This is a genomic window from Vibrio sp. M260121 (genome assembly GCF_036533715.1).
Taxonomy (GTDB): domain Bacteria; phylum Pseudomonadota; class Gammaproteobacteria; order Enterobacterales; family Vibrionaceae; genus Vibrio.
In genome coordinates, this window is sequence record NZ_JATABF010000040.1 from 1 (window position 1) to 23,523 (window position 23,523).

19 protein-coding genes and 6 tRNA genes are annotated in these 23,523 nt (G+C 46.5%); 1 reads left to right on the forward strand and 24 read right to left on the reverse strand.

From position 1 onward, the window contains the following. Positions 1 to 34: 34 nt before the first annotated feature. The 12 genes from QTO06_RS18980 to pncC form a co-directional block, all read right to left on the reverse strand. Positions 35 to 111, reverse strand: a tRNA-Arg gene (locus QTO06_RS18980). Between the two features lie 59 nt (positions 112 to 170). Continuing rightward, positions 171 to 247: transfer RNA gene (locus tag QTO06_RS18985), tRNA-Arg, on the reverse strand. Positions 248 to 302: 55 nt separating this feature from the next. Beyond that, positions 303 to 379: transfer RNA gene (locus tag QTO06_RS18990), tRNA-Arg, on the reverse strand. Between the two features lie 85 nt (positions 380 to 464). Next, positions 465 to 556 (reverse strand) — tRNA-Ser (locus QTO06_RS18995). A 29-nt stretch (positions 557 to 585) separates the two neighbouring features. After that, a tRNA-Arg gene (locus QTO06_RS19000) sits at positions 586 to 662 on the reverse strand. A gap of 31 nt (positions 663 to 693) precedes the next feature. Next, a tRNA-Ser gene (locus QTO06_RS19005) sits at positions 694 to 785 on the reverse strand. A 243-nt stretch (positions 786 to 1,028) separates the two neighbouring features. Next, positions 1,029 to 1,226 carry a carbon storage regulator CsrA gene (gene csrA, locus QTO06_RS19010; protein ID WP_004415691.1) on the reverse strand — a complete coding sequence of 66 codons (198 nt, stop codon included), beginning with the start codon at positions 1,224 to 1,226 and terminating at the stop codon, positions 1,029 to 1,031. Between the two features lie 92 nt (positions 1,227 to 1,318). Beyond that, the gene (locus tag QTO06_RS19015) at positions 1,319 to 2,506 is read right to left on the reverse strand and encodes an aspartate kinase (protein WP_005425356.1); all 1,188 of its coding nucleotides are present in this window, start codon (positions 2,504 to 2,506) and stop codon (positions 1,319 to 1,321) included. Positions 2,507 to 2,708: 202 nt separating this feature from the next. Beyond that, positions 2,709 to 5,291, reverse strand: coding sequence for an alanine--tRNA ligase (gene alaS, locus QTO06_RS19020; protein ID WP_331409370.1), 2,583 nt, complete (start codon positions 5,289 to 5,291; stop codon positions 2,709 to 2,711). A 142-nt stretch (positions 5,292 to 5,433) separates the two neighbouring features. Then, positions 5,434 to 5,901 carry a recombination regulator RecX gene (gene recX / locus QTO06_RS19025; protein WP_005425358.1) on the reverse strand — a complete coding sequence of 156 codons (468 nt, stop codon included), beginning with the start codon at positions 5,899 to 5,901 and terminating at the stop codon, positions 5,434 to 5,436. 206 nt (positions 5,902 to 6,107) lie between these two features. Beyond that, positions 6,108 to 7,151: a recombinase RecA gene (gene recA, locus QTO06_RS19030; protein WP_005425359.1), complete on the reverse strand. Its 1,044-nt coding sequence runs from the start codon at positions 7,149 to 7,151 to the stop codon at positions 6,108 to 6,110. Positions 7,152 to 7,351: 200 nt separating this feature from the next. After that, positions 7,352 to 7,834 (reverse strand): nicotinamide-nucleotide amidase, encoded by a 483-nt coding sequence (gene pncC, locus QTO06_RS19035; protein WP_005425360.1) that lies wholly within the window; start codon positions 7,832 to 7,834, stop codon positions 7,352 to 7,354. An 85-nt stretch (positions 7,835 to 7,919) separates the two neighbouring features. On the opposite strand from pncC, the gene mutS reads away from it, so the two are divergent. Beyond that, the gene (gene mutS / locus QTO06_RS19040) at positions 7,920 to 10,481 is read left to right on the forward strand and encodes a DNA mismatch repair protein MutS (protein ID WP_038891104.1); all 2,562 of its coding nucleotides are present in this window, start codon (positions 7,920 to 7,922) and stop codon (positions 10,479 to 10,481) included. 88 nt (positions 10,482 to 10,569) lie between these two features. Here mutS and rpoS read toward each other — a convergent pair whose 3' ends face one another. The 12 genes from rpoS to relA all read right to left on the reverse strand — a co-directional run bounded on the left by rpoS (position 10,570) and on the right by relA (position 23,473). Then, positions 10,570 to 11,556 (reverse strand): RNA polymerase sigma factor RpoS, encoded by a 987-nt coding sequence (rpoS, locus tag QTO06_RS19045; RefSeq protein WP_331409373.1) that lies wholly within the window; start codon positions 11,554 to 11,556, stop codon positions 10,570 to 10,572. Between the two features lie 80 nt (positions 11,557 to 11,636). After that, positions 11,637 to 12,560 (reverse strand): peptidoglycan DD-metalloendopeptidase family protein, encoded by a 924-nt coding sequence (locus QTO06_RS19050; RefSeq protein WP_331409374.1) that lies wholly within the window; start codon positions 12,558 to 12,560, stop codon positions 11,637 to 11,639. A 14-nt stretch (positions 12,561 to 12,574) separates the two neighbouring features. After that, complete coding sequence (locus tag QTO06_RS19055) at positions 12,575 to 13,201, reverse strand: protein-L-isoaspartate(D-aspartate) O-methyltransferase (RefSeq protein WP_012128909.1); 627 nt, start codon at positions 13,199 to 13,201, stop codon at positions 12,575 to 12,577. Continuing rightward, a complete protein-coding gene (gene surE / locus QTO06_RS19060; protein WP_005531673.1) occupies positions 13,201 to 13,977 on the reverse strand; it encodes a 5'/3'-nucleotidase SurE in 777 nt (258 codons plus the stop codon). The genes QTO06_RS19055 and surE overlap by 1 nt, the downstream gene beginning before the upstream one ends. After that, positions 13,977 to 15,020: a tRNA pseudouridine(13) synthase TruD gene (truD, locus tag QTO06_RS19065; RefSeq protein WP_331409376.1), complete on the reverse strand. Its 1,044-nt coding sequence runs from the start codon at positions 15,018 to 15,020 to the stop codon at positions 13,977 to 13,979. Before truD ends, surE begins: the two co-directional genes overlap by 1 nt. 45 nt (positions 15,021 to 15,065) lie before the next feature. Then, a complete protein-coding gene (gene ispF / locus QTO06_RS19070; RefSeq protein WP_331409377.1) occupies positions 15,066 to 15,542 on the reverse strand; it encodes a 2-C-methyl-D-erythritol 2,4-cyclodiphosphate synthase in 477 nt (158 codons plus the stop codon). Positions 15,543 to 15,556: 14 nt separating this feature from the next. Continuing rightward, positions 15,557 to 16,264 (reverse strand): 2-C-methyl-D-erythritol 4-phosphate cytidylyltransferase, encoded by a 708-nt coding sequence (gene ispD / locus QTO06_RS19075; RefSeq protein WP_078608715.1) that lies wholly within the window; start codon positions 16,262 to 16,264, stop codon positions 15,557 to 15,559. A gap of 1 nt (position 16,265) precedes the next feature. Then, the gene (gene ftsB / locus QTO06_RS19080; RefSeq protein ID WP_005436434.1) at positions 16,266 to 16,547 is read right to left on the reverse strand and encodes a cell division protein FtsB; all 282 of its coding nucleotides are present in this window, start codon (positions 16,545 to 16,547) and stop codon (positions 16,266 to 16,268) included. A gap of 532 nt (positions 16,548 to 17,079) precedes the next feature. Then, complete coding sequence (gene eno / locus QTO06_RS19085; protein WP_005425372.1) at positions 17,080 to 18,381, reverse strand: phosphopyruvate hydratase; 1,302 nt, start codon at positions 18,379 to 18,381, stop codon at positions 17,080 to 17,082. A 78-nt stretch (positions 18,382 to 18,459) separates the two neighbouring features. Continuing rightward, complete coding sequence (locus QTO06_RS19090) at positions 18,460 to 20,100, reverse strand: CTP synthase (protein WP_331409379.1); 1,641 nt, start codon at positions 20,098 to 20,100, stop codon at positions 18,460 to 18,462. A gap of 151 nt (positions 20,101 to 20,251) precedes the next feature. Then, entirely contained in the window at positions 20,252 to 21,049 is a 798-nt protein-coding gene (gene mazG, locus QTO06_RS19095; protein ID WP_005449806.1) for a nucleoside triphosphate pyrophosphohydrolase, read from the reverse strand. A gap of 204 nt (positions 21,050 to 21,253) precedes the next feature. Then, positions 21,254 to 23,473 (reverse strand): GTP diphosphokinase, encoded by a 2,220-nt coding sequence (relA, locus tag QTO06_RS19100; RefSeq protein ID WP_005426513.1) that lies wholly within the window; start codon positions 23,471 to 23,473, stop codon positions 21,254 to 21,256. Positions 23,474 to 23,523: the final 50 nt, after the last annotated feature.

Consider the following 23,523-nt stretch of genomic DNA (forward strand, 5'->3'; position numbering starts at 1 on the left):
GTATAACCCGTTTATCAAACGAATTATTAAATAGTGGCGCGTCCTGGAGGATTCGAACCTCCGACCGCCTGGTTCGTAGCCAGGTACTCTATCCAGCTGAGCTAAGGACGCGCAAGTTTCAATATCGGTATTCCCAATATCAGGATATCTGTAAAAGAAACCCTAAAGAGTGGCGCGTCCTGGAGGATTCGAACCTCCGACCGCCTGGTTCGTAGCCAGGTACTCTATCCAGCTGAGCTAAGGACGCGCAATAATCTTATTTTACTTTGTATAACCCGTTTATCAAACGAATTATTAAATAGTGGCGCGTCCTGGAGGATTCGAACCTCCGACCGCCTGGTTCGTAGCCAGGTACTCTATCCAGCTGAGCTAAGGACGCGCAGATCTTCTTGCTAGGAAGTTGTGAAGTAAATCACATTCATTTCTTACGAAACAAAAAAAAGGCCTTCGGGCCAGTCAATGAATGGCGGTGAAGGAGGGATTCGAACCCTCGATACGGGATAAACCGTATACTCCCTTAGCAGGGGAGCGCCTTCAGCCTCTCGGCCACCTCACCGTTTTCATTGTTATATCTCAGAAGAGATATGGCGCGTCCTGGAGGATTCGAACCTCCGACCGCCTGGTTCGTAGCCAGGTACTCTATCCAGCTGAGCTAAGGACGCACTTTTTGTTGATAAATCAACGTTGCAAGAATGGCGGTGAAGGAGGGATTCGAACCCTCGATACGGGATAAACCGTATACTCCCTTAGCAGGGGAGCGCCTTCAGCCTCTCGGCCACCTCACCGTCTTGCGGAGGCACATATTACGTTTTACCGAAAATATGTCAAACACTTTCTTTGAAAAAAAACGCAAAAATCGCTTAACCGATGCGGATTTAATCAAAGTGACTATTAAACAAACTTTACCACCCTATTATGATGAAAAAAAGAGAGTCTTCTCTTAAAAAATGACATTAATTAGAAACTAAAAAGGCTAGCCCATCGGCTAGCCTTTTTCATTCAAACTAAGCTCTGTAAACAGGAGCGGCTTAGTAGTTACCAGAAGCAACGTTACCATTGCCCTTTTCAGCTTGAATGCGCATGTAGATTTCTTCACGGTGAACAGAAACCTCTTTCGGAGCGTTAACGCCGATACGTACTTGGTTACCTTTAACACCTAGTACAGTTACAGTCACTTCATCACCAATCATCAGTGTTTCGCCTACGCGGCGAGTCAAAATTAGCATTCTTTGCTCCTTGAGTAATCTCTAAATATTCTTGCTACAAAGCTATTATCCAACAAAAGTTATATTTTCGTAAACTACCTTGTGACCGAAAATTAGCCCAAAAAGGCATGTTTTTGCTGAATGTTTACTGCTTCGCTAGATGTGACGTAAGCATCATGAAGAATGTTTGCTGCTGCATCCACACACTCAGGTGGTAAGACCAGCATCATAGTGAGTGCATTCGTTGAGCAGAAATTGATCGCAATATCTTGCTGTGCCAACAATTCGCAGGCGTGGTCAACCATTCCATTGGCTTCAAGCCCCACAGCGGTCAACAGGCTTACAGCCTCACTATTACGGATTTTATCGCTGAACACCAGATCCAACTTGGCACATGCATCTTGTTTTATCATGATACCTGTTCGATCTGTTTCCTCGATCACATTCCAAATGTCGATACCCAACATCTGACATTGCTTTGTAATGCTAGACAAATGTTCGTTGTCGACTTCAATCATGGCAAGGTCACGTTGAATGGCTATACCAGAGACGGCTTTTAAGCCTGCTTCTCCTTTTACCAAACTGCCTTCATTCACATCGAATGTAGAAAGCACGCGCAGCGGTACATTATTCTTCCATGCAAACTGCACAGAAGGGAGGTGCAACACTTTCGCTCCACGACTGGCCATTGCTTCCATCGAAGGGAAATCAATCACCGCCATCTTTTGAGCGTTTTTTACTACACGTGGATCACAAGTATAAATACCATCAACGTCGGTAAAGATTTGACACTCATCAGCGCTTAACGCACCAGCCAGTGTCACTGCGCTCGTATCTGAGCCACCTCGACCTAATGTGGTGATATCCCCATTTTCATTCACACCTTGGAAGCCTGCTACGATGACGATTTGGTCTTGCTCAAGCAAATCCATAACCGTAGAAGTATCAATGTGTTTAATCGTCGCGTCATTGTGTTGATTGTCCGTCACAATGTTCGCCTGTGCTCCGGTAAGTGAGCGTGCAGCATAACCCAATTTATTCAGAGTCATTGCCAGCAGTGCCATCGACACTTGCTCACCAGCAGAGAGCAAAACATCAAGTTCTCGAGCCGTAGGAACGCTATCTACTTGTTTAGCTAGGTCCATTAATCGGTTTGTTTCGCCTGACATTGCAGACACAACTACGACAACTTGATTACCATCATTTTTCGCCTTAATGATGTGTTCAGCTACCTGGTGGATTCTCTCAATTGAACCCACCGAGGTTCCGCCAAACTTTTGCACGATAAGGGGCTTTTTCACCAGTCTTCACCTTCCCAAGACCAAAGTCTCATTAGGACCACTCATATTCCACTAGTTGAAATTATATAAGCGGTAGTTACAACAAAAACCAAGCAGCGTAAATGACCTGGTTAAAATACGGTCAATTAAACCACTTGGTTATCATAAAAAAATTACGCCCAATCAAAGAACATTGATTGAGCGTAAGATGTGTTTTAAATAATTATAGGCGTTCTTCTAGCCAAGGCTGTACAGTCTGAATCGCCGCAGGTAGCGCCGCAACATCGGTACCACCTGCTTGAGCCATATCTGGACGACCACCACCTTTACCGCCAACTTGCTCAGCAACCATCTTAACTAGGTCGCCCGCTTTCACTTTGCCGATAAGGTCTTTGGTTACACCTGCAATTAGACCGATCTTGTCATCGTTCACGTTTGCAAGAAGGATAACGCCGCTACCTACTTGGTTTTTGATGTCATCAACCATAGTACGTAGGTTCTTGTTATCTGCGCCTTCTAGAGCTGCAATCAGTACTTTAGTACCGTTGATATCCTGAACTTTACCCATGATGTTCGCGCTTTCTGCTGCTGCCATCTTGTCTTTCAGTTTTTGGATTTCTTTCTCTAGAGATTTCGCTTTCTGTGCTGATTCAGCCAGTTTCTCTTCGTACTTAGCCGTTTGAGCTTCGATTGCGTCTAGCGCACCTTCACCCGTTACCGCTTCGATACGGCGGATACCTGCTGCGATACCACCTTCAGATGTGATCTTGAATAGACCGATGTCACCAGTGCTTGAAGCGTGGATACCACCACAAAGTTCGGTCGAGAAATCACCCATAGACAGCACGCGTACTTCGTCGTCGTACTTCTCACCGAATAGTGCCATTGCGCCTTTCTTCTTCGCAGACTCAATGTCCATCACGTTGGTTTCAATCACGTGGTTACGACGAATTTGCGCGTTGACTAGACGCTCAACTTCTTTTAATTCAGCTGCAGTTACTGCTTCTAGGTGTGAGAAGTCGAAACGTAGACCATCAGCCTTCACTAGTGAGCCTTTCTGAGTAACATGCTCACCAAGCAATTGGCGTAGCGCTGCGTGTAGCAAGTGCGTTGCTGAGTGGTTTAGAGAGATAGCTGCGCGACGCTCGGCGTCAACGATAGTTGCTACTTCGTCACCTTTTGCTAGCACGCCTTCTGCCATCACACCGTGGTGCGCGATTGCGTTGCCTAGCTTCTGAGTGTCTTCAACACGGAATACACCAGACTCAGTGCGGATTTCACCAGCGTCACCACATTGACCGCCTGACTCTGCGTAGAATGGTGTTTCACCAAGCACGATGATTGCTTTGTCGCCTGCAGACAGAGATTCTACTTCGTTGCCTTCAACGAACATCGCTGCTACAGAGCTAGAACCTTTAGTGCCTGTGTAACCACAGAATTCTGTTTGCGTATCAACTTTGATCGCTGCGTTGTAGTCAGTACCGAAGTTACCAGCTTCACGCGCACGTTGACGCTGCTCTTCCATCGCTTTCTCGAAACCTTCTTCGTCGATTGCAAACTCACGTTCACGTGCAACGTCGTTAGTTAAGTCAGCTGGGAAGCCGTAAGTATCGTAAAGTTTAAATACGGTTTCGCCGTCTAGAACTTTACCGTCTAGGTTATCTAGCGCTTCGTTTAGAATCGCCATACCGCGCTCAAGTGTACGACCGAAGTTTTCTTCTTCGATGCGCAGTACTTTTTCAACCACAGCTTGTTGACGCTTCAGCTCTTCACCAGCCGTACCCATGATTTCCGCTAGTACACCAACCAGTTTGTGGAAGAATGCACCTTGTGCGCCCAGCTTGTTACCGTGACGAACTGCACGACGGATGATACGACGTAGAACGTAACCACGACCTTCGTTTGAAGGCATAACGCCATCAACGATCAGGAATGAACATGAACGGATGTGGTCAGCGATAACGCGTAGCGATTGGTTTGATAGATCTTCGTAGCCAATCACTTCAGCAGCTGCTTTGATAAGAGCTTGGAATACATCGATTTCGTAGTTTGAGTGAACGCCTTGCATAATTGCAGAGATACGCTCGATACCCATACCAGTATCTACCGATGGCTTTGGTAGCGGTTCCATAGTGCCGTCTGCGTGACGGTTGAACTGCATGAATACGTTGTTCCAGATCTCGATGAAACGGTCACCATCTTCTTCAGGTGTGCCAGGACGGCCACCCCAGATGTGCTCACCGTGATCGTAGAAGATTTCAGTACATGGACCACAAGGACCCGTGTCACCCATTTGCCAGAAGTTATCTGACTCGTATGGTTTACCACCTTTCTTGTCGCCGATGCGAATAATGCGGTCTGCTGGAACGCCTACTTTTTGGTTCCAGATATCGAATGCTTCATCGTCTGTCTCGTAAACTGTAACAAGTAGACGGTCTGCTGGCAGCTTAAGGGTTACTGTTAGGAATTCCCAAGCGAATGCGATAGCGTCTTCTTTGAAGTAATCGCCAAAGCTGAAGTTACCTAGCATTTCAAAGAATGTGTGGTGACGAGCAGTGAAGCCAACGTTTTCCAGGTCGTTGTGTTTACCACCAGCACGTACACAACGTTGAGCCGTAGTCGCTCGAGTGTAGGCTCGTTTTTCTAAGCCTAAGAAACAATCTTTAAATTGGTTCATACCCGCGTTTGTGAACAGCAGGGTTGGGTCGTTATGTGGAACTAACGATGAACTTTCTACGATTTGGTGTCCTTTGCTCTCAAAGAACTTGAGGAACGCGTTACGAACCTCATCAGTGCTCATGTACATGCAGCTCTTCCTGAAAATAGTCGAGTTAGAATTTTGCCGTATTGTAGATCATGCAATCAGCTACGACTAGTTTTCTTGCGGAAAAGAGGCATTAGAAGAAAAAATTTGAAGCAAAACAAAAAACAGTGCGAACAGCTGACCGCTAATCTTCGTCCTCAAAGCTCAGCGCATAGCTGATTTGGTCAAAACTGTAGCCACGATATTGCAGAAATCGCACTTGTTTAGCGTACTCTTTCTGGTCTTTGGCTTTTATTCCTTTGAATTTCTTCTCAGCAGCCATTCTTGCCAGTTCAAACCAGTCTTGGGGCTCTTCTGCCATCGCCATATCAATGATGGATTCTGCGACACGCTTTTGGTTCAGTTCTTGACGAATGCGACGCTCACCGTGACCTTTGTAAACATGTTGGCGCACTTGGCTTTTGGCATAACGCAGGTCATCCAAATAGTTGTGGTCGAGACAAAAATTAATCGCCGCTTCGATGTCTGCCTCTTCATACCCTTTTAGAGCCAGCTTTTGGTATAACTCGTATTGCCCATGATCTCGACGGCTTAATAATTGGATAGCCGCTTCTTTGCTGGATAAGGTCGGCGCTTGACGCTTTTGGTACATGGTGATCCTAAAACTGTTTTTGCTGTACAGGCTTTATAACAATCGTAGTAAATAACCGCTCACTCTAGCTGACAAACGCGCTAGCTCTGATCGCTTACCTACTCTAATTGATATTAATCTGCCTTTTGTTTTTTCGGTTTTGATTTCAGCAGATACAACAAAGCCCCGCATAGCAGGGCTTTGTTCAATATGATTCAATCAGAAGATTAAAACTCTTCTTCTTGCTCTGATTTTTCACCCGATTCTGGTGCTTCAGGTAGTGCTGGTGAAAGTAGCATTTCACGCAGTTTAGCATCGATAGTTTTACCGATTTCTGGGTTTTCGCGTAGGTAGTTACAAGCGTTTGCTTTACCTTGGCCGATCTTGTCGCCTTGGTAGCTGTACCATGCACCCGCTTTTTCAACTAGCTTGTGCTTCACGCCTAGGTCAATTAGTTCGCCTTCGCGGTTGAAACCTTGGCCGTACATGATTTGCGTGTTTGCTTCTTTAAACGGTGCAGCAATCTTGTTCTTAACAACTTTGATGCGCGTTTCGTTACCTACTACTTCGTCACCTTCTTTGATTGCGCCAGTACGACGGATATCTAGACGAACAGAAGCGTAGAACTTAAGTGCGTTACCACCAGTTGTTGTTTCTGGGTTACCGAACATCACACCAATCTTCATACGGATTTGGTTGATGAAGATACACATACAGTTAGACTGTTTTAGGTTACCCGTTAACTTACGCATTGCTTGAGAAAGCATACGAGCTTGAAGACCCATGTGGCTATCGCCCATTTCGCCTTCGATTTCTGCTTTTGGTGTTAGTGCTGCTACTGAGTCGACAACCATAACGTCGATAGCACCAGAACGTGCAAGTGCGTCACAGATCTCTAGCGCTTGCTCACCAGTGTCTGGCTGAGAAACCAATAGTGCATCGATATCAACGCCAAGTTTCTTCGCGTATACAGGATCTAGAGCATGCTCTGCGTCGATAAACGCACAAGTTTTGCCTTCACGTTGTGCAGCAGCAATAAGCTCAAGAGTTAGCGTTGTTTTACCTGAAGATTCTGGGCCGTAGATTTCTACGATACGACCCATTGGCAGACCACCAGCACCCAAAGCGATATCAAGAGAAAGAGAACCCGTTGAGATGGTTTCTACGTCCATTGCGCGGTTATCACCAAGGCGCATGATAGAGCCTTTACCGAATTGCTTTTCAATTTGACCTAGCGCAGCGGCGAGCGCTTTCTGTTTGTTCTCGTCCATTACTTTCTCCGATTTATTCATCTTCTTTGGGCGACGAATAGTAATTCATTTTTCTTGAGCAGAAGAACTGCTCAGCAATGAAAGTTATTATACTGTTGATTCATACAGTGTCCATACCTGTATGAAAAAAATTTGGCTGACCTATAGCCATGATTTGCTCTAGCCCTTATCAACGCTGGGCTAAAACAATTTAAGAAATTCTAGAGCAGATGTTGATGCAATTGAGTCAGTGCATGCTCGACCGCTTTTTTGCGAACTTGTGCACGGTCACCAGTGAAATGCATGGTTTCTACTTGCTGCCAACTTTGGTTATCAGCAAAAGCAAAACAGACTGTACCGACAGGTTTCTCTTCACTGCCTCCTCCCGGGCCTGCAATACCGCTGATGGACACGCCGATGGTGGCATTTGAGTTTCTAATTGCGCCCTGCACCATTTCAATCACAACTGGCTCACTCACTGCACCATGCGCATCTAATGTTGAAGCCTGTACGCCAAGCATCTCCATTTTAGCCTCGTTACTGTAAGTGACGAACGCGCGATCAAGCCACGCTGAACTACCAGCAATGTCAGTAATAGCGGTTGCGACACCACCACCCGTGCATGATTCTGCCGTGGTTAAAACATGTCCGTGCTTAGCCAATAATGCGCCTAAATCGGCACTCAATTTTGTTGCTCTTTCCATAGCCAAAAATGCCCTTTGTCTCTTTTTACTTGATAGGGATTCACGTATCCTAAGCCGCTACGGAAATAAACAAAAGTACTTACCTGTGAAAGCTGAACAAAAACACACTCCGATGATGCAGCAATATCTCAAGCTAAAGGCTGAGAACCCAGAAATCTTGCTGTTTTACCGCATGGGCGACTTCTACGAACTCTTCTACGACGATGCTAAACGCGCATCTCAATTGCTTGATATTTCGTTGACCAAACGTGGTGCATCGGCAGGTGAACCTATCCCGATGGCTGGTGTTCCATTCCATGCGGTAGAAGGTTATCTAGCTAAACTTGTTCAGCTTGGTGAGTCTGTTGCGATCTGTGAACAGATTGGCGACCCAGCGACAAGCAAAGGTCCGGTTGAGCGTAAAGTAGTGCGTATCGTCACCCCTGGTACGGTGACCGACGAAGCGCTATTGTCTGAGCGTATCGATAACCTGATTGCATCGATTTACCATCATAACGGTAAATTCGGTTACGCGACATTGGATGTAACTTCGGGTCGTTTCCAACTAGTCGAGCCGGAAACCGAAGAAGCGATGGCCGCTGAGCTGCAACGCACCGCACCTCGTGAGTTACTCTTCCCAGAAGATTTTGAACCCGTACATTTGATGTCGAACCGCAACGGTAACCGTCGTCGCCCAATCTGGGAGTTCGAGCTAGATACCGCTAAACAGCAATTGAACCAACAATTTGGTACGCGCGATTTGGTAGGCTTTGGGGTTGAGCATGCTTCACTCGGTCTGTGTGCTGCGGGTTGTTTGATCCAATACGTAAAAGATACTCAGCGTACTGCCCTACCGCACATTCGTTCATTGACGTTTGATCGCCAAGATCACTCAGTCATTCTTGATGCCGCTACACGTCGCAACTTAGAGCTGACGCAAAACCTATCAGGCGGCACTGATAACACGCTAGCTGAAGTGCTCGATCACTGTGCGACCCCAATGGGCAGCCGTATGCTAAAACGTTGGTTGCACCAGCCAATGCGCTGTGTTGATACCCTTAACAACCGTCTTGATGCGATTGGTGAAATCAAAGATCAAAGCTTGTTCACCGACATTCAACCAATCTTCAAACAAATTGGTGATATTGAACGTATCCTCGCTCGTTTGGCACTTCGCTCGGCACGTCCGCGCGATATGGCTCGTCTGCGCCATGCGATGCAACAACTGCCAGAGTTGGAAGCTGTCACTTCTTCTCTAGCTCACCCATACCTTAAAAAGCTGGCTCAGTTTGCTGCACCATTAGATGAGGTATGTGATTTACTCGAGCGCGCAATCAAAGAAAACCCGCCAGTGGTTATTCGTGAAGGAGGCGTGATTGCAGAGGGCTACAATGCTGAGCTTGATGAATGGCGCAAACTTGCAGACGGTGCAACCGAGTATCTAGAAAAACTCGAAGCTGACGAACGCGAACGTCATGGTATCGACACCCTAAAAGTTGGCTACAACGCTGTACACGGTTTCTTCATTCAGGTTAGTCGTGGTCAAAGCCACTTGGTTCCACCACACTATGTACGTCGCCAAACGCTGAAAAACGCAGAACGCTACATCATTCCTGAGTTAAAAGAGCACGAAGACAAGGTACTGAACTCTAAATCAAAAGCGCTAGCAGTAGAGAAAAAACTGTGGGAAGAGCTGTTTGATTTGTTGATGCCAAACCTTGAGAAGATGCAAAACCTTGCTTCAGCGATTTCTCAGTTAGACGTACTACAAAACCTAGCCGAGCGTGCAGATTCACTTGATTACTGCCGCCCAACATTGGACAAAGAAGCAGGCATTAGCATTCAAGCAGGTCGTCACCCTGTCGTGGAGCAAGTAACCAGCGAACCATTTATCGCTAACCCTATTGAACTAAGCTCAAACCGTAAGATGCTGATCATAACCGGTCCAAACATGGGTGGTAAATCGACCTATATGCGCCAGACTGCATTGATTGCTTTGATGGCCCACATTGGTTCATACGTACCTGCAGAATCAGCTCATATTGGCTCTCTAGACCGTATCTTTACTCGTATCGGTGCATCTGATGATTTGGCCTCTGGCCGCTCAACCTTCATGGTAGAAATGACTGAAACAGCCAACATTCTTCACAACGCTACTAAGAACAGCTTGGTGCTAATGGATGAGATCGGTCGCGGTACCAGTACTTACGATGGCCTGTCTTTGGCATGGGCAAGTGCAGAATGGCTTGCAACTCAAATTGGCGCAATGACCCTGTTCGCAACGCATTACTTCGAACTGACTGAGCTACCAAACCTACTGCCAAACTTAGCCAACGTTCACCTTGATGCGGTAGAACACGGAGACAGCATTGCCTTTATGCACGCAGTTCAAGAAGGCGCGGCAAGCAAATCTTACGGTCTAGCGGTTGCTGGTTTAGCGGGTGTTCCAAAACCAGTGATTAAGAATGCGCGTAACAAGCTGTCGCAACTTGAGCAATTAGGTCAAGGCAATGATTCAGCTCGTCCTAGTACCGTCGATGTGGCAAATCAACTCAGCCTAATTCCTGAACCTAGTGATGTTGAACAAGCATTGTCGAACATCGATCCTGACGATCTAACGCCGCGTCAGGCATTGGAAGAGCTTTACCGCTTGAAGAAGATGCTCTAGTTTCTGAAGTGATCCTGTAAAAGCAAAAAGGCTATGGTCACCCATAGCCTTTTGTTTATTCTGAATTCGCCTCTACAGCGGTCTTTGTTTAGTCGTCTTCAACGTTGAACAGGTTTTCCATATTCAGACCTTGTTTGATCAAGATCTCGCGTAGTCGACGTAAACCTTCCACCTGGATCTGACGAACACGTTCGCGTGTTAGACCAATCTCACGTCCCACTTCTTCAAGTGTTGATGGCTCATAGCCAAGCAGACCAAAACGACGCGCTAGCACTTCTTTCTGTTTTGGATTCAGCTCTTCTAGCCAATGGATCAATGAAGATTTGATGTCATCGTCCTGAGTGGAAACTTCAGGATCCGAGTTGTTGGTATCAGGAATAATATCCAGTAGCGCTTTCTCGCCGTCACCACCAATCGGTGTATCGACAGAGCTAATGCGCTCATTAAGGCGAAGCATTTTGCTTACGTCTTCTACTGGGATATCTAACTGTGCAGCAATCTCTTCTGCTGTTGGTTCATGGTCGAGCTTCTGAGAAAGTTCACGCGCAGTACGCAGATAAATGTTCAGCTCTTTAACCACATGAATTGGCAGACGGATTGTACGAGTTTGATTCATCAACGCACGTTCGATCGTTTGGCGAATCCACCACGTCGCGTAAGTTGAGAAACGGAAGCCTCTTTCTGGATCAAACTTCTCTACCGCACGAATCAGACCTAAATTACCTTCTTCAATGAGATCAAGAAGTGCTAGACCACGATTGCTGTATCGACGAGAGATCTTCACTACAAGACGCAAGTTACTTTCGATCATACGTTTGCGAGCAGCTTCATCGCCACGCAGCGCACGTCGAGCATAAAGTACTTCTTCTTCTGCCGTAAGTAGAGGTGAAAAACCAATTTCGCCTAAGTAAAGCTGAGTAGCATCTAGGCTCTTGCTGCTCGCGTCGAATTCTTCGCGTGCTGCTGTTTTGGTTCGGTTGGATGTTTTTTCAAGCTCGTTGTTAGCAATGCCTTCCGTTGATGCATTGTCATATTCGAACTCTTCAACTTTGGTTACTGTGTTGCTGATACTCATAACGCCTCCCCCTGGCGAGTTAGCAAGACATGACAACTCAATATGTCGCTAAATGATGTCGCAAGTTGTTATTCAAAGTTTTAAGGTAAATAGCGCTTTGGATTCACTGACTTACCTTGATAGCGAATTTCAAAGTGAAGTTTGACGGATTTAGAACCTGAACTACCCATGGTTGCAATTTTTTGTCCGCTCTTGACACTTTGTCCTTCTGAAACCAGCAATCTGTCATTGTGTGCGTATGCGCTTAAATAATTGTCGTTATGCTTCACTATAATTAGGTTGCCATAACCTCGTAGCGCATTACCTGAGTACACAACTGTGCCGGCTGCGGTTGAAACGATAGGCTGACCACGCTGTCCTGCGATGTCGATGCCTTTATTTCCCTGTTCTCCCGCTGAGAAGTTCTTGATTACTCTCCCTTTTGTTGGCCATAGCCACTTAGATACTTTGTCGTTTTTCGCCGTAGTTACTGGTGGTTTTGGTTTAACATTTTGGTTACCTTTTGACCCAACATACTCCTTTGGTTTGGATTGTTCAACCTTCTTTGGCGGCTGTTTTTGTGCAACTTGAGTCGTAGTTGGCTTAGGTTGTTGAGTAGATCTTTTACTTGAATTTGACGACTTTGACGCTGTTGATGTTTTAGTCACTGGAGCAGGTTTCGCCGCAACTACCGGAGCTACAACGGGTTCCACTTTATGACCATATTTAGGTGCGACATATTTCGGGGCCCAAAGTTTTAGCTTCTGCCCCGGAAAAATCGTGTAAGGCGCAGACAAATCATTGTAACGAACAAGATCATTTACATTCTTATCTGTGACATAGGCAATAAAATAAAGGGTATCACCTTTCTTTACTTCGTAATAACTCCCTCTATAGCTGCCACGTTCAACCGCTGAGTAATCTTTGTTTAAGCTAGAAACAGGTGCAGGTGAGTGAGCCGCGCAACCAACCAGTCCCGCAGCCAACAAACAGCTAATACCAAAACGATGTAATAACTTCTTCACCTAGTCTTTAACCCTTAAGCTAAATCACCTGCAACTAATGGCACAAATCTTACCATTTCTACCACAGTCGACAGATATTGTTCACCCTGACGTTCAATTTTTAATAGTTGTTGCTCTTCTTCACCAACAGGAATGATCATCTTACCGCCCTCTTTCAGCTGGGATAAAAGTGCTTGGGGAACACTTTCCGCTGCCGCAGTGACGATAATCGCATCGAAAGGGCCTTTCGCTTCCCATCCGAGCCAACCATCTCCGTGTTTAGTAGAGACGTTATAGATATCCAGTTGTTTCAGACGACGCTTAGCATCCCATTGCAGAGACTTAATGCGTTCAACTGAGTAGACATGATCAACAATTTGAGCAAGGACTGCTGTTTGGTAGCCCGAGCCCGTGCCAATCTCTAAAACATTGCTGTCCGATTTCAAATCGAGCAGCTCTGTCATTTTTGCAACGATGTAAGGCTGAGAAATGGTTTGCCCCTGACCAATCGGCAACGCATTGTTGTCGTACGCTTGGTGCATCATTGCTTGTGAGACAAAGCTCTCACGCGGCAGTCGATAAATCGCATCCAACACTCGTTGATCACTGATGCCACTGGAGATAAGAAATGCTATCAACCTGTCAGCATGTGGGTTAGTCATTAATTCTCTTCCTTTAACCAACTGTCCATTGCGCGCAGCGACTCATGAGCAGTGAGATCGACTTGCAGTGGCGTGATTGAAACAAAGCCATGTTCAATCGCGTAAAAGTCCGTACCGATACCGGCATCTTGCTCTTTGCCCGGAGGACCGAGCCAATAGATATCATGTCCACGCGGATCTTTCTGCTTAATCATATTCTCTGCGTGATGACGCGCACCTAAGCGAGTCACTTCAATCTCACCAAGCTCTTCAAACGGAAGATCAGGGACGTTTACATTCAATAGACGGTTGGTTGGAATTGGGCGAATCAGATGCTGCTCAACCAACTGGCGAGCAATTTTAGCCGCCGATTCAAAATGTTGCTTACCGACTAGAGAAAAAGCGATCGCCTGTACGCCAAGGAAGTGCCCTTCCATCGCAGCAGCCACGGTACCGGAGTACAACACGTCATCACCTAGGTTTGCGCCGTGATTGATGCCTGACAGCACGAGGTCTGGCAGGTCATCTTTCATCAACTCGTTCAGCGCAAAGTGCACGCAGTCTGTTGGTGTACCTTGCACAGAGAAGGTCTTCGGCGCTATCTCGGTAACACGCAGTGGTTGCTCTAATGTCAATGAGTTAGAAGCACCAGAGCGGTTTCTATCCGGCGCAACGATCGTCACTTCAGCAATGCTTCTTAGCTCATCAGCAAGCGCATGAATTCCCTGAGCATGAACACCGTCATCATTGCTGAGCAGTATTCTTAATGGCTTCGCGTTGTGTGAATCCATTTCCATTAATATTCTCTTTCTACCTTTTCTTCGATGACCAACTCACGCACGATTGAGGTAGCAAATGAGCCTGCGTCAAGTGAGAATGTCAACGTAATGTTGTTTCCATCAACCGTCCAAGTTAAGTCTTGCGGCTTAAGCGCAATATCACGTCGGTCATGACGCATTCGGTTACCACGAATCAGCGCCATTAAATCAGGTTCTTCATCTAAAAACGGTTGCTCTAATACCAGAGCATCACTTTGGGTAGGTAGCGCATTATCGCCAGCGAGTGCAGCTGTAATAGAGACCTCACCTTGCATCAGTTGAACTTGTAGCTCTGCAATGTTGCTTGCATCAATGAGTTGAGTGCCAGATTGGGTCTGTGCAATATCACCATCGATGAATTTATCAAATACACCATTCTCTAAACGAGCAGAAACAATACGGTTGAAGATCCAAGAACGCGCAGCAGATAAGTACATGCTACGTTTGTTTTGATTACGTGTACGAACGTTTTCACGTCCCCATCGACGTGCTTCTTCAAGGTTGTTGCCATCGTTACCAAAACGCTGACTACCAAAGTAGTTTGGCACACCCACTTGTTTCACTTTTTCAAGACGTTGCTCAACATCCGCTACATCTGTCACTTCAGACAAAGTAACCACGAACCCGTTCCCTACTAAGTCACCAGGACGCAGTTTTTTGTTGTGACGATCCGTTGCAAGGATTTCGATGCTCGGATATTGCGCCAAAAATGCTGAAAAGTCTGGTGTTTCAGCTTTTGGTAAATGCACACTTAGCCACTGTTCAGTCACAGCATGACGGTCTTTAAGACCAGCCCAACTAACGTCTTTCGACTTAACGCCACAGGCTTTTGCTAACTCGTTAGCAACGAAGCTGGTGTTCTCACCGGTTTTACGGATACGAACCATTAAGTGCTCGCCTTCACCCGTAAAGGCAAAACCTAAGTCTTCGCGAACCTGAAAGTGCTCTGGTTGCGCTTTAATTTTTGCAGATGCAACTGGCTTACCTGTTAGGTAAGCCAATGAAGATAAAATGTCTGACATGATGTGTTTCCGCTGATATCACAGCTTAGAGGAGCAAATTGCTAGTTATTGCTTAAACAGAAGTACAACTGCTTCCGTTGCAATGCCTTCTTTGCGTCCAGTAAAACCAAGACGTTCTGTCGTCGTCGCTTTTACGTTAATGTTGTTTATGTCGGTTTCCAAGTCTTCGGCAATCGCTGCGCACATAGCTTCAATGTGCGGCGCCATCTTCGGCGCTTGTGCAATGATAGTGATGTCAGCATTACCAAGTCGGTAGCCTTGTTCTTTGACTCGACGATATACGTCTTTCAATAATTCACGGCTATCCGCGCCTTTCCATTTATCGTCGGTATCAGGGAAGTGGCGACCAATGTCACCCGCAGCGATCGCTCCTAACAAAGCATCGCTCAACGCATGCAGTGCGACATCACCATCAGAATGTGCAATCAAACCTTGTTCGTAAGGGATCGCTACGCCACCAATGATTACCGGACCTTCACCACCGAATTTATGTACGTCGAAACCATGACCAATTCGAATCATTTTTTATCCTTTCTTTATTCGCCGCGCTCACGGCTGAGATAAAACTCGGCTAACGCAAGATCTTCTGGCTGAGTAATTTTTATATTATTCGCATTCCCTTGAACAAGTGCCGGCTTTTCGCCTAACCATTCCAAAGCCGAGGCTTCATCAGTGATAGTTGCACCTTGTTCTAATGCGTCAGCCAGTGCTTGAGTAAGCTGCTGAGTTTTAAACATTTGTGGGGTTAGTGCATGCCACAATGCTTCTCTATCTACCGTATGATCAATATCTTGTGCTGCGTTTGCTCGCTTCATTGTGTCTCTCACTGGAGAGGCAAGGATGCCACCTGTTGGGTGTGCGCTACAAACGTCGATCAAATGGTCAATATCGGATGTGAGAACACATGGTCTTGCTGCGTCGTGAACTAAAACCCACTCGCTTTCCAGATGTGTTCTTACATAGTTTAGCCCTGAAAGCACAGAATCTGCCCTTTCTTTACCACCAGCCACACGAATCACGTCTGGGTGCTGGGCAATGGACAGTTCAGGGTAGTATGGGTCACCGTCGGTAATAGCTACGACAACCTTAGAAATTTTTGGGTGAGAAAGCAGTTTTTCCACGGTATGTTCCAATACCGCTTTGCCGTCAATCAACAGGTACTGTTTTGGACGGTCTGCCTTCATTCGACTACCAACGCCAGCTGCTGGCACGATAGCAATATGAGATGGTGAAGTATCCAACATCTTATTGTTCATCCTCACCTACGATTCGGTAGAAGGTTTCGCCATCTTTGACCAAACCAAGTTCGTGACGCGCACGTTCTTCGATCGCATCAAGACCTTGTCGTAAGTCATCAATCTCAGCGAACATCTCGTTATTACGAGCTTGCAGCTTGCTGTTTACTTGTTGCTGCACTTCAATTTCATCTTCTACTGTGTAGTAGTCAGACACCCCGTTTTTGCCAAACCAGAGGGTATATTGAAGCCAGCCAAACAGTAACGTAAGGGCTATAACAAAGATTCGCATATCGTTGCTAACATTCTGTACCGGAAGGGATTAGATAAGGTGACATATATAGCATAAATGCGTGATTGGCTCTAGGGCATAAAAAGAGACTCACACGCTCCTTACAGGAAAAAAGCAGCAAAATGAAACAAAGAGATTCCCGCCTCTCTCCTTCGTCGTTCTAGGGAATGACAAATGAACATGAGCGAAAGACATCAAAAAGCAAAGTCAATTCTCATATCGCCAAGTGAAGCGATCTCGAAGAGCCAAGTCCGTACCACCTCTCGAAGCGAAGCATTCCCGAAGGGCGAAGCCCGTTCCCGCCTCTCGAAGCGAAGCGTTCCTGAAGGGCAAAGCACGTTCCCACCTCTCGAAGCGAAGCGTTCCTGAAGGGCAAAGCACGTTCCCACCTCTCGAAGCGAAGCGTTCTCGAAGGGCGAAGCCCGTTCCCGCCTCTCGAAGCGAAGCGTTCTCATATGTCAGATACAAAAACGCCCCGCAAGTGCGAGGCGTTTTCAAAAGCTTTAAGTTAAGCCGTTAACTCAGTTAAGAATTAAGCTTGACCTTTAACTTCTTTAAGACCGTTGAAAGGAGCGCGCTCACCTAGAGCTTCCTCGATACGGATAAGTTGGTTGTACTTAGCAACACGGTCAGAACGGCTCATAGAACCAGTTTTGATTTGACCTGCAGCTGTACCTACCGCTAGGTCAGCGATAGTTGCATCTTCAGTTTCGCCAGAACGGTGAGAGATTACTGCTGTGTAACCTGCGTCTTTAGCCATCTTGATTGCAGCTAGAGTCTCAGTTAGAGAACCGATTTGGTTGAACTTGATAAGGATAGAGTTAGCTACGCCTTTCTCGATACCTTCAGCAAGGATCTTAGTGTTAGTAACGAATAGATCGTCACCTACTAGTTGAAGCTTGTCACCTAGTAGTTCAGTTTGGTGCTTGAAGCCAGCCCAATCAGACTCGTCTAGACCGTCTTCGATAGAAACGATTGGGAATTGGTTAGCTAGCTCTGCTAGGTAGTGGTTGAACTCTTCAGAAGTGAAAGTTTTACCTTCGCCTTTCATGTTGTAGATGCCAGCTTCTTTGTCGAAGAACTCAGATGCAGCACAGTCCATAGCTAGAGTAACGTCTTTACCTAGTTCGTAACCAGCAGCTGCAACAGCTTCTGCGATAACTTCTAGAGCTTCAGCGTTAGACTTAAGGTTTGGAGCGAAACCACCTTCGTCACCAACTGCAGTGCTGTAGCCTTTAGACTTAAGAACTTTAGCTAGGTTGTGGAATACTTCTGCACCGATACGTAGACCTTCTTTAAGAGTCTTAGCGCCAACTGGTTGGATCATGAACTCTTGGATGTCAACGTTGTTGTCTGCGTGCTCACCACCGTTGATGATGTTCATCATTGGTAGAGGCATAGAGAACTGACCAGCTGTGCCGTTTAGCTCAGCGATGTGCTCGTATAGAGGCATGCCTTTAGCTGCTGCAGCAGCTTTAGCGTTTGCTAGAGAAACAGCTAGGATAGCGTTCGCACCGAACTTAGATTTGTTTTCAGTGCCGTCTAGTTCGATCATTACTGCGTCGATTGCAGCTTGGTCTTTAGCGTCTTTGCCAACTAGAGCTTCAGCGATTGCGCCGTTTACAGCTTCAACAGCTTTAAGAACACCTTTACCTAGGAAACGTGCTTTGTCACCGTCACGTAGCTCAAGAGCTTCGCGAGAACCAGTAGATGCGCCAGATGGAGCTGCTGCCATACCTACGAAACCGCCTTCTAGGTGTACTTCAGCTTCTACAGTTGGGTTACCACGTGAGTCGATGATTTCACGACCTAGAACTTTAACGATCTTAGACATTAATGTTTCCTCTCGTTTCAAATATAAATGTCAATTTTAAAGGGCAGCAGCACAACCTTCGCCGCTGCCCGTATCCTTTTACTTCTCGAATTCGCCGCGAGCGTTTTGGCCAGCAGCTTTAACGAAACCTGCGAATAGTGGGTGACCATCGCGAGGCGTCGAGGTGAATTCTGGGTGGAATTGAGCCGCTACAAACCATGGGTGAGCTGGGTTCTCAATCATTTCCACTAGTTTCTTATCCGCTGATAGGCCAGATACTTTCAGACCTGCTTTTTCGATTTGCGGACGAAGAACGTTGTTTACTTCGTAACGGTGACGGTGACGTTCGTGAACTGTCGCGCTACCGTATAGTTCACGAGCTTTCGTCCCTTTCTCTAGGTGACATAGCTGTGAACCAAGACGCATCGTACCACCTAGGTCAGACGTTTCAGTACGTTCTTCAACTTTACCTTCGCCGTCTACCCATTCCGTGATCAAACCTACCACAGGGTACTTAGTGTCTTTGTTAAATTCTGTTGAATGTGCACCTTCCATACCCGCTACGTTGCGCGCGTATTCGATCAGTGCTACTTGCATGCCTAGACAGATACCTAGGTAAGGTACTTTGTTTTCACGAGCGTATTGTGCTGCGCGAATCTTACCTTCGATACCACGGTCACCGAAGCCACCAGGTACTAGGATTGCATCTAGACCTTCAAGTACTTCTACGCCTTTCGTCTCAACATCTTGAGAGTCTACATATTTAATTGTGACGTTTAGACGGTTTTTCAAGCCTGCGTGTTTAAGTGCTTCGTTTACTGACTTGTAAGCATCTGGTAGTTCGATGTATTTACCGACCATACCGATAGTTACTTCGCCAGTTGGGTTCGCTTCTTCATAGATAACCTGTTCCCATTCAGACAGGTCAGCTTCTGGCGCGTTGATACCAAAGCGAGCACAAACTAGGTCATCTAGACCTTGAGACTTAACAAGTTGAGGGATCTTGTAGATAGAATCTACGTCCTTCATTGAGATAACTGCTTTTTCTTGTACGTTACAGAAAAGAGCGATTTTCTTACGCTCGTTCGCTGGGATCATACGATCAGAGCGGCAAACAAGAATATCTGGTTGGATACCGATAGATAGCAGCTCTTTAACAGAGTGCTGAGTTGGCTTAGTTTTCACTTCACCAGCAGCGGCTAGGTAAGGAACTAGCGTTAGGTGCATGAACATTGCGCGCTCACGACCTAGTTCTACAGCAAGCTGACGGATAGCTTCCATAAATGGTAGTGATTCGATATCACCTACCGTACCACCGACTTCAACGATAGCAACATCATGGCCTTCAGAACCTGCAATTACGCGGTCTTTGATAGCGTTAGTGATGTGAGGGATAACCTGAATGGTTGCACCTAGGTAATCGCCGCGACGTTCTTTACGTAGTACGTCTGCATAAACACGACCAGCAGTGAAGTTGTTACGCTTAGTCATCTTGGTGCGGATGAAACGCTCGTAGTGACCAAGGTCAAGGTCAGTCTCTGCGCCATCTTCCGTAACGAACACTTCACCGTGTTGAGTTGGGCTCATTGTGCCTGGATCAACGTTGATGTAAGGGTCAAGCTTCATCATAGTCACTTTAAGACCACGAGCTTCTAGAATAGCTGCAAGAGATGCTGCTGCAATACCTTTACCTAGAGAGGATACAACCCCGCCAGTAACAAAAATGTAATTTGTCGTCATGTTTAACCTGAAATTGGTTGAATGAGGGAAATGGAGTGCTTCTGGACGGGACGTAAATATACCAGAAGCTCCTAACCGCCACAACGTGAAATCTATCACACCGTAATTTTTTATTTTTTGCTTCAAATCAAAGTCGAGTATTCATGCAATTTCAGCTTCGCTCTTCTCGTTTCACTTCATCCCACATGGAATCGAGTTCATCTAGAGTAAAGTCTGTCAGCTGTTTACCGTGCGCTGCAACTTTAGTTTCCACGCCTTTAAAGCGTTTCGAGAACTTTAAGTTGGCTTTTGCCAGTGCCACTTCAGGGTCTTTCCCTAGGTGACGAGACAGGTTCACGGTAGCAAATAAAAGATCGCCTAATTCGAGTTCAACTTTCTCCTCATCCGGAGTAATTTGAAGCACTTCTTCCATTACCTCTTCAATTTCTTCCTGCACTTTTCCGACAACGGGACCAAGCGAGTCCCAATCAAAGCCGAATTTTGCGCACTTTTTCTGGATCTTTGTAGCACGCGAAAGCGCAGGTAGAGAGTTTGGTATTGAGTCTAGGATACTTTCTTCAGCTTTGCCTAATTGTGCTTTCTCTTTGGCTTTTTCCGCTTCCCAGTTGGCGTTAATCGCTTCTTCAGAATCGAATTCTACTTCTGAAAAAACATGCGGGTGACGACGCGTCAGCTTCTCGTTAACGGTTTCCACCACATCAGAAAACTCGAACAATCCCTGCTCTTTCGCCATTTGGCTGTAGAAAATCACTTGGAACAATAAGTCCCCCAACTCTTCTTGCAAGTTCGACCAATCGCGGTTTTGAATCGCATCCACCACTTCGTAGGTTTCTTCAATAGTGTGAGGAACAATGGTGTCGAAGGTCTGCTTTAAGTCCCAAGGGCAACCGCTTTCTGGGTCACGCAACTTCGCCATGATTTGTTCTAACTGTTCAATTGGATGACTCATTTTCTGTTCCTTTAAACCTTTCTATCTAAAGAAAAAGGTGAGTAGCCAAAACCACTCACCTTTGTTATATGTTGATCAATTCTCTAAATAATTGAAGCTGTAGCTAGGCGGCAAGCGAGCGAGACTCCTGAGCATAGCCTGCCTATGTGATGGAGCGAGTGAGCGTAGGCAACAACGCTATCAGCTTCAAGTATGACGAGAATTTTAGCCTAAGCGCTTCACCGACATCACATCCTTGATCTGCTCAACACGTTTCGAAACGCGTGAGAACACCTCAAGGTTGGTCACTTCAAGGTCAAAGTCCATGATCGACATTTGCGTGCGGTAATCGACGCGACTCTTCATGCTGGTGACTTTGATTTTCTCGTTCGCAAATAGCGTTGTGATGTCTTTTAGTAGACCACCACGCTCCATCGCTTCAACACGAACCGTCAAGATGTAAGAGCCGACAAAGCCGCTCCCCCAGACGGTATCAATGATACGTTCTGGTGCGTGATGACGAAGTTCTTCTAGTTGCTCACAGTCACTACGGTGCACCGAAATACCACGACCTTGAGTGATGTAACCTGAGATCTCATCACCTGGGATCGGCTGACAACAGCGCGCTAGGTGTGTCATTAGGTTATCGACACCTTCTACCACAACCGCATCTTTCTTCGGACGACTTTGTGCTGGCGCGCGATTTTCTGCTTCTTGCAGTTTTTCTAGCGCTTGCTGGTCTTCCTCTTCCGCGGTTGGTTTGTTTACCAACGCGTTGATGTGGTTGATGATCTGGTTGATGCGCAAGTCACCACTACCAATACCAACATACAATTCATCGGCGCTATTGACGTTAAAGCGTTTCAGCGCGTACTGGTCTGCGTCTTTCAGTGTCGCGCCGATTTTCGCCAATTCGTGCTCTAGGATTTCACGACCCGCTTCTAAGTTCTTCTCACGACTTTGTTTGCGGAACCATGCGTTGATTTTTGCACGTGCTCGGCTCGACGTCACAAAGCCCAGCGTCGGGTTCAACCAATCACGTGAAGGGTTTGGCTCTTTCTGAGTGATGATTTCAACCTGATCGCCCATTTGCAGTTTATGAGTGAACGGGACGATACGACCCGCCACTTTGGCACCGATACAACGGTGCCCCACTTCTGAGTGAATGTGGTAAGCGAAATCGAGTGGGGTTGCGCCCATTGGAAGGTCGACAACATCGCCACGTGGGGTAAAGGCATACACGCGGTCATCAAATACCTGACTACGCAGCTCGTCCAACATCTCGCCAGAGTCGGACATTTCTTCTTGCCAATCGAGTAGCTTACGTAGCCACGTGATCTTCTCATCGTAACCGCTGCGGCTGCTTGCACCTTCTTTATATTTCCAGTGCGCTGCAACACCGAGCTCAGAATCTTCGTGCATTTCTTTAGTACGAATCTGGATCTCGATGGTCTTACCTTCAGGGCCAAGAATCACGGTATGGATAGACTGGTAGCCGTTTGGTTTCGGGTTTGCTACGTAATCGTCGAACTCGCTTGGTAAGTGTTTGTATTTGGTGTGAACCACACCCAGAGCGGCATAACAGTCTTGAAGTTTGTCAGCGATGATACGTACTGCACGTACGTCAAATAATTCATCAAACGCCAGACTCTTCTTCTGCATTTTGCGCCAGATACTGTAGATGTGCTTTGGACGACCACTGACTTCTGCGTTGATGCCGCATACGGTCATTTCTTGGGTAAGGTCGTCGACAAAGTCTTTGATGTATTGTTCACGGACAATACGACGCTCAGCCAATTGCTTCGCGATTTGCTTGTAGGTTTCTGGCTGTTGGTAGCGGAAAGCGTAATCTTCGATTTCCCATTTCAACTGACCAATGCCAAGGCGGTTTGCCAGAGGCGCGTAGATATTTGCACACTCTTTTGCCGCTGCACGACGAACTTCGTCCGGCGCTTTTTTTACTTCAATCAGGTTACAGATACGTTCTGCCAGCTTGATAACCACGCAACGGAAATCATCCACCATGGCCAACAGCATGCGACGAACGTTATCGACTTGAGACGAGGCAGCTCCACCATCCATTGTTACATTCAACTGGCCGATTGCCGCCATTTCGTCGACGCCATCGATCAGCTTAATGATTTCTTTGCTGTATTTTTCCTCAAGGAGTTCTCTATCAAAAGCACCACTTGAGACCAAAGGGAACAGCTGCGCAGCGACGAGTGTCGCTTTATCCATCGACAAGGTGATCAAGATTTCGATCATCTCTCGTCCACGCCACAACAAAAGCTCCGCCTGTTCGTTATCCGCCAACACAGATTGGCAGTCACGATACACTTCGGTTAAGCGTTTCGCTGTGTTCTTCTCTTGACCTAGGCTAGCCACCCAGTTTTCAAGTTCAAACTGTTCATCTTGGTTTAAATGCGCGCTTCTTACCGCAACCATCTCATCATCCTAATTATTATATTTGTGTGGTTTGACTAACACCATCCAGG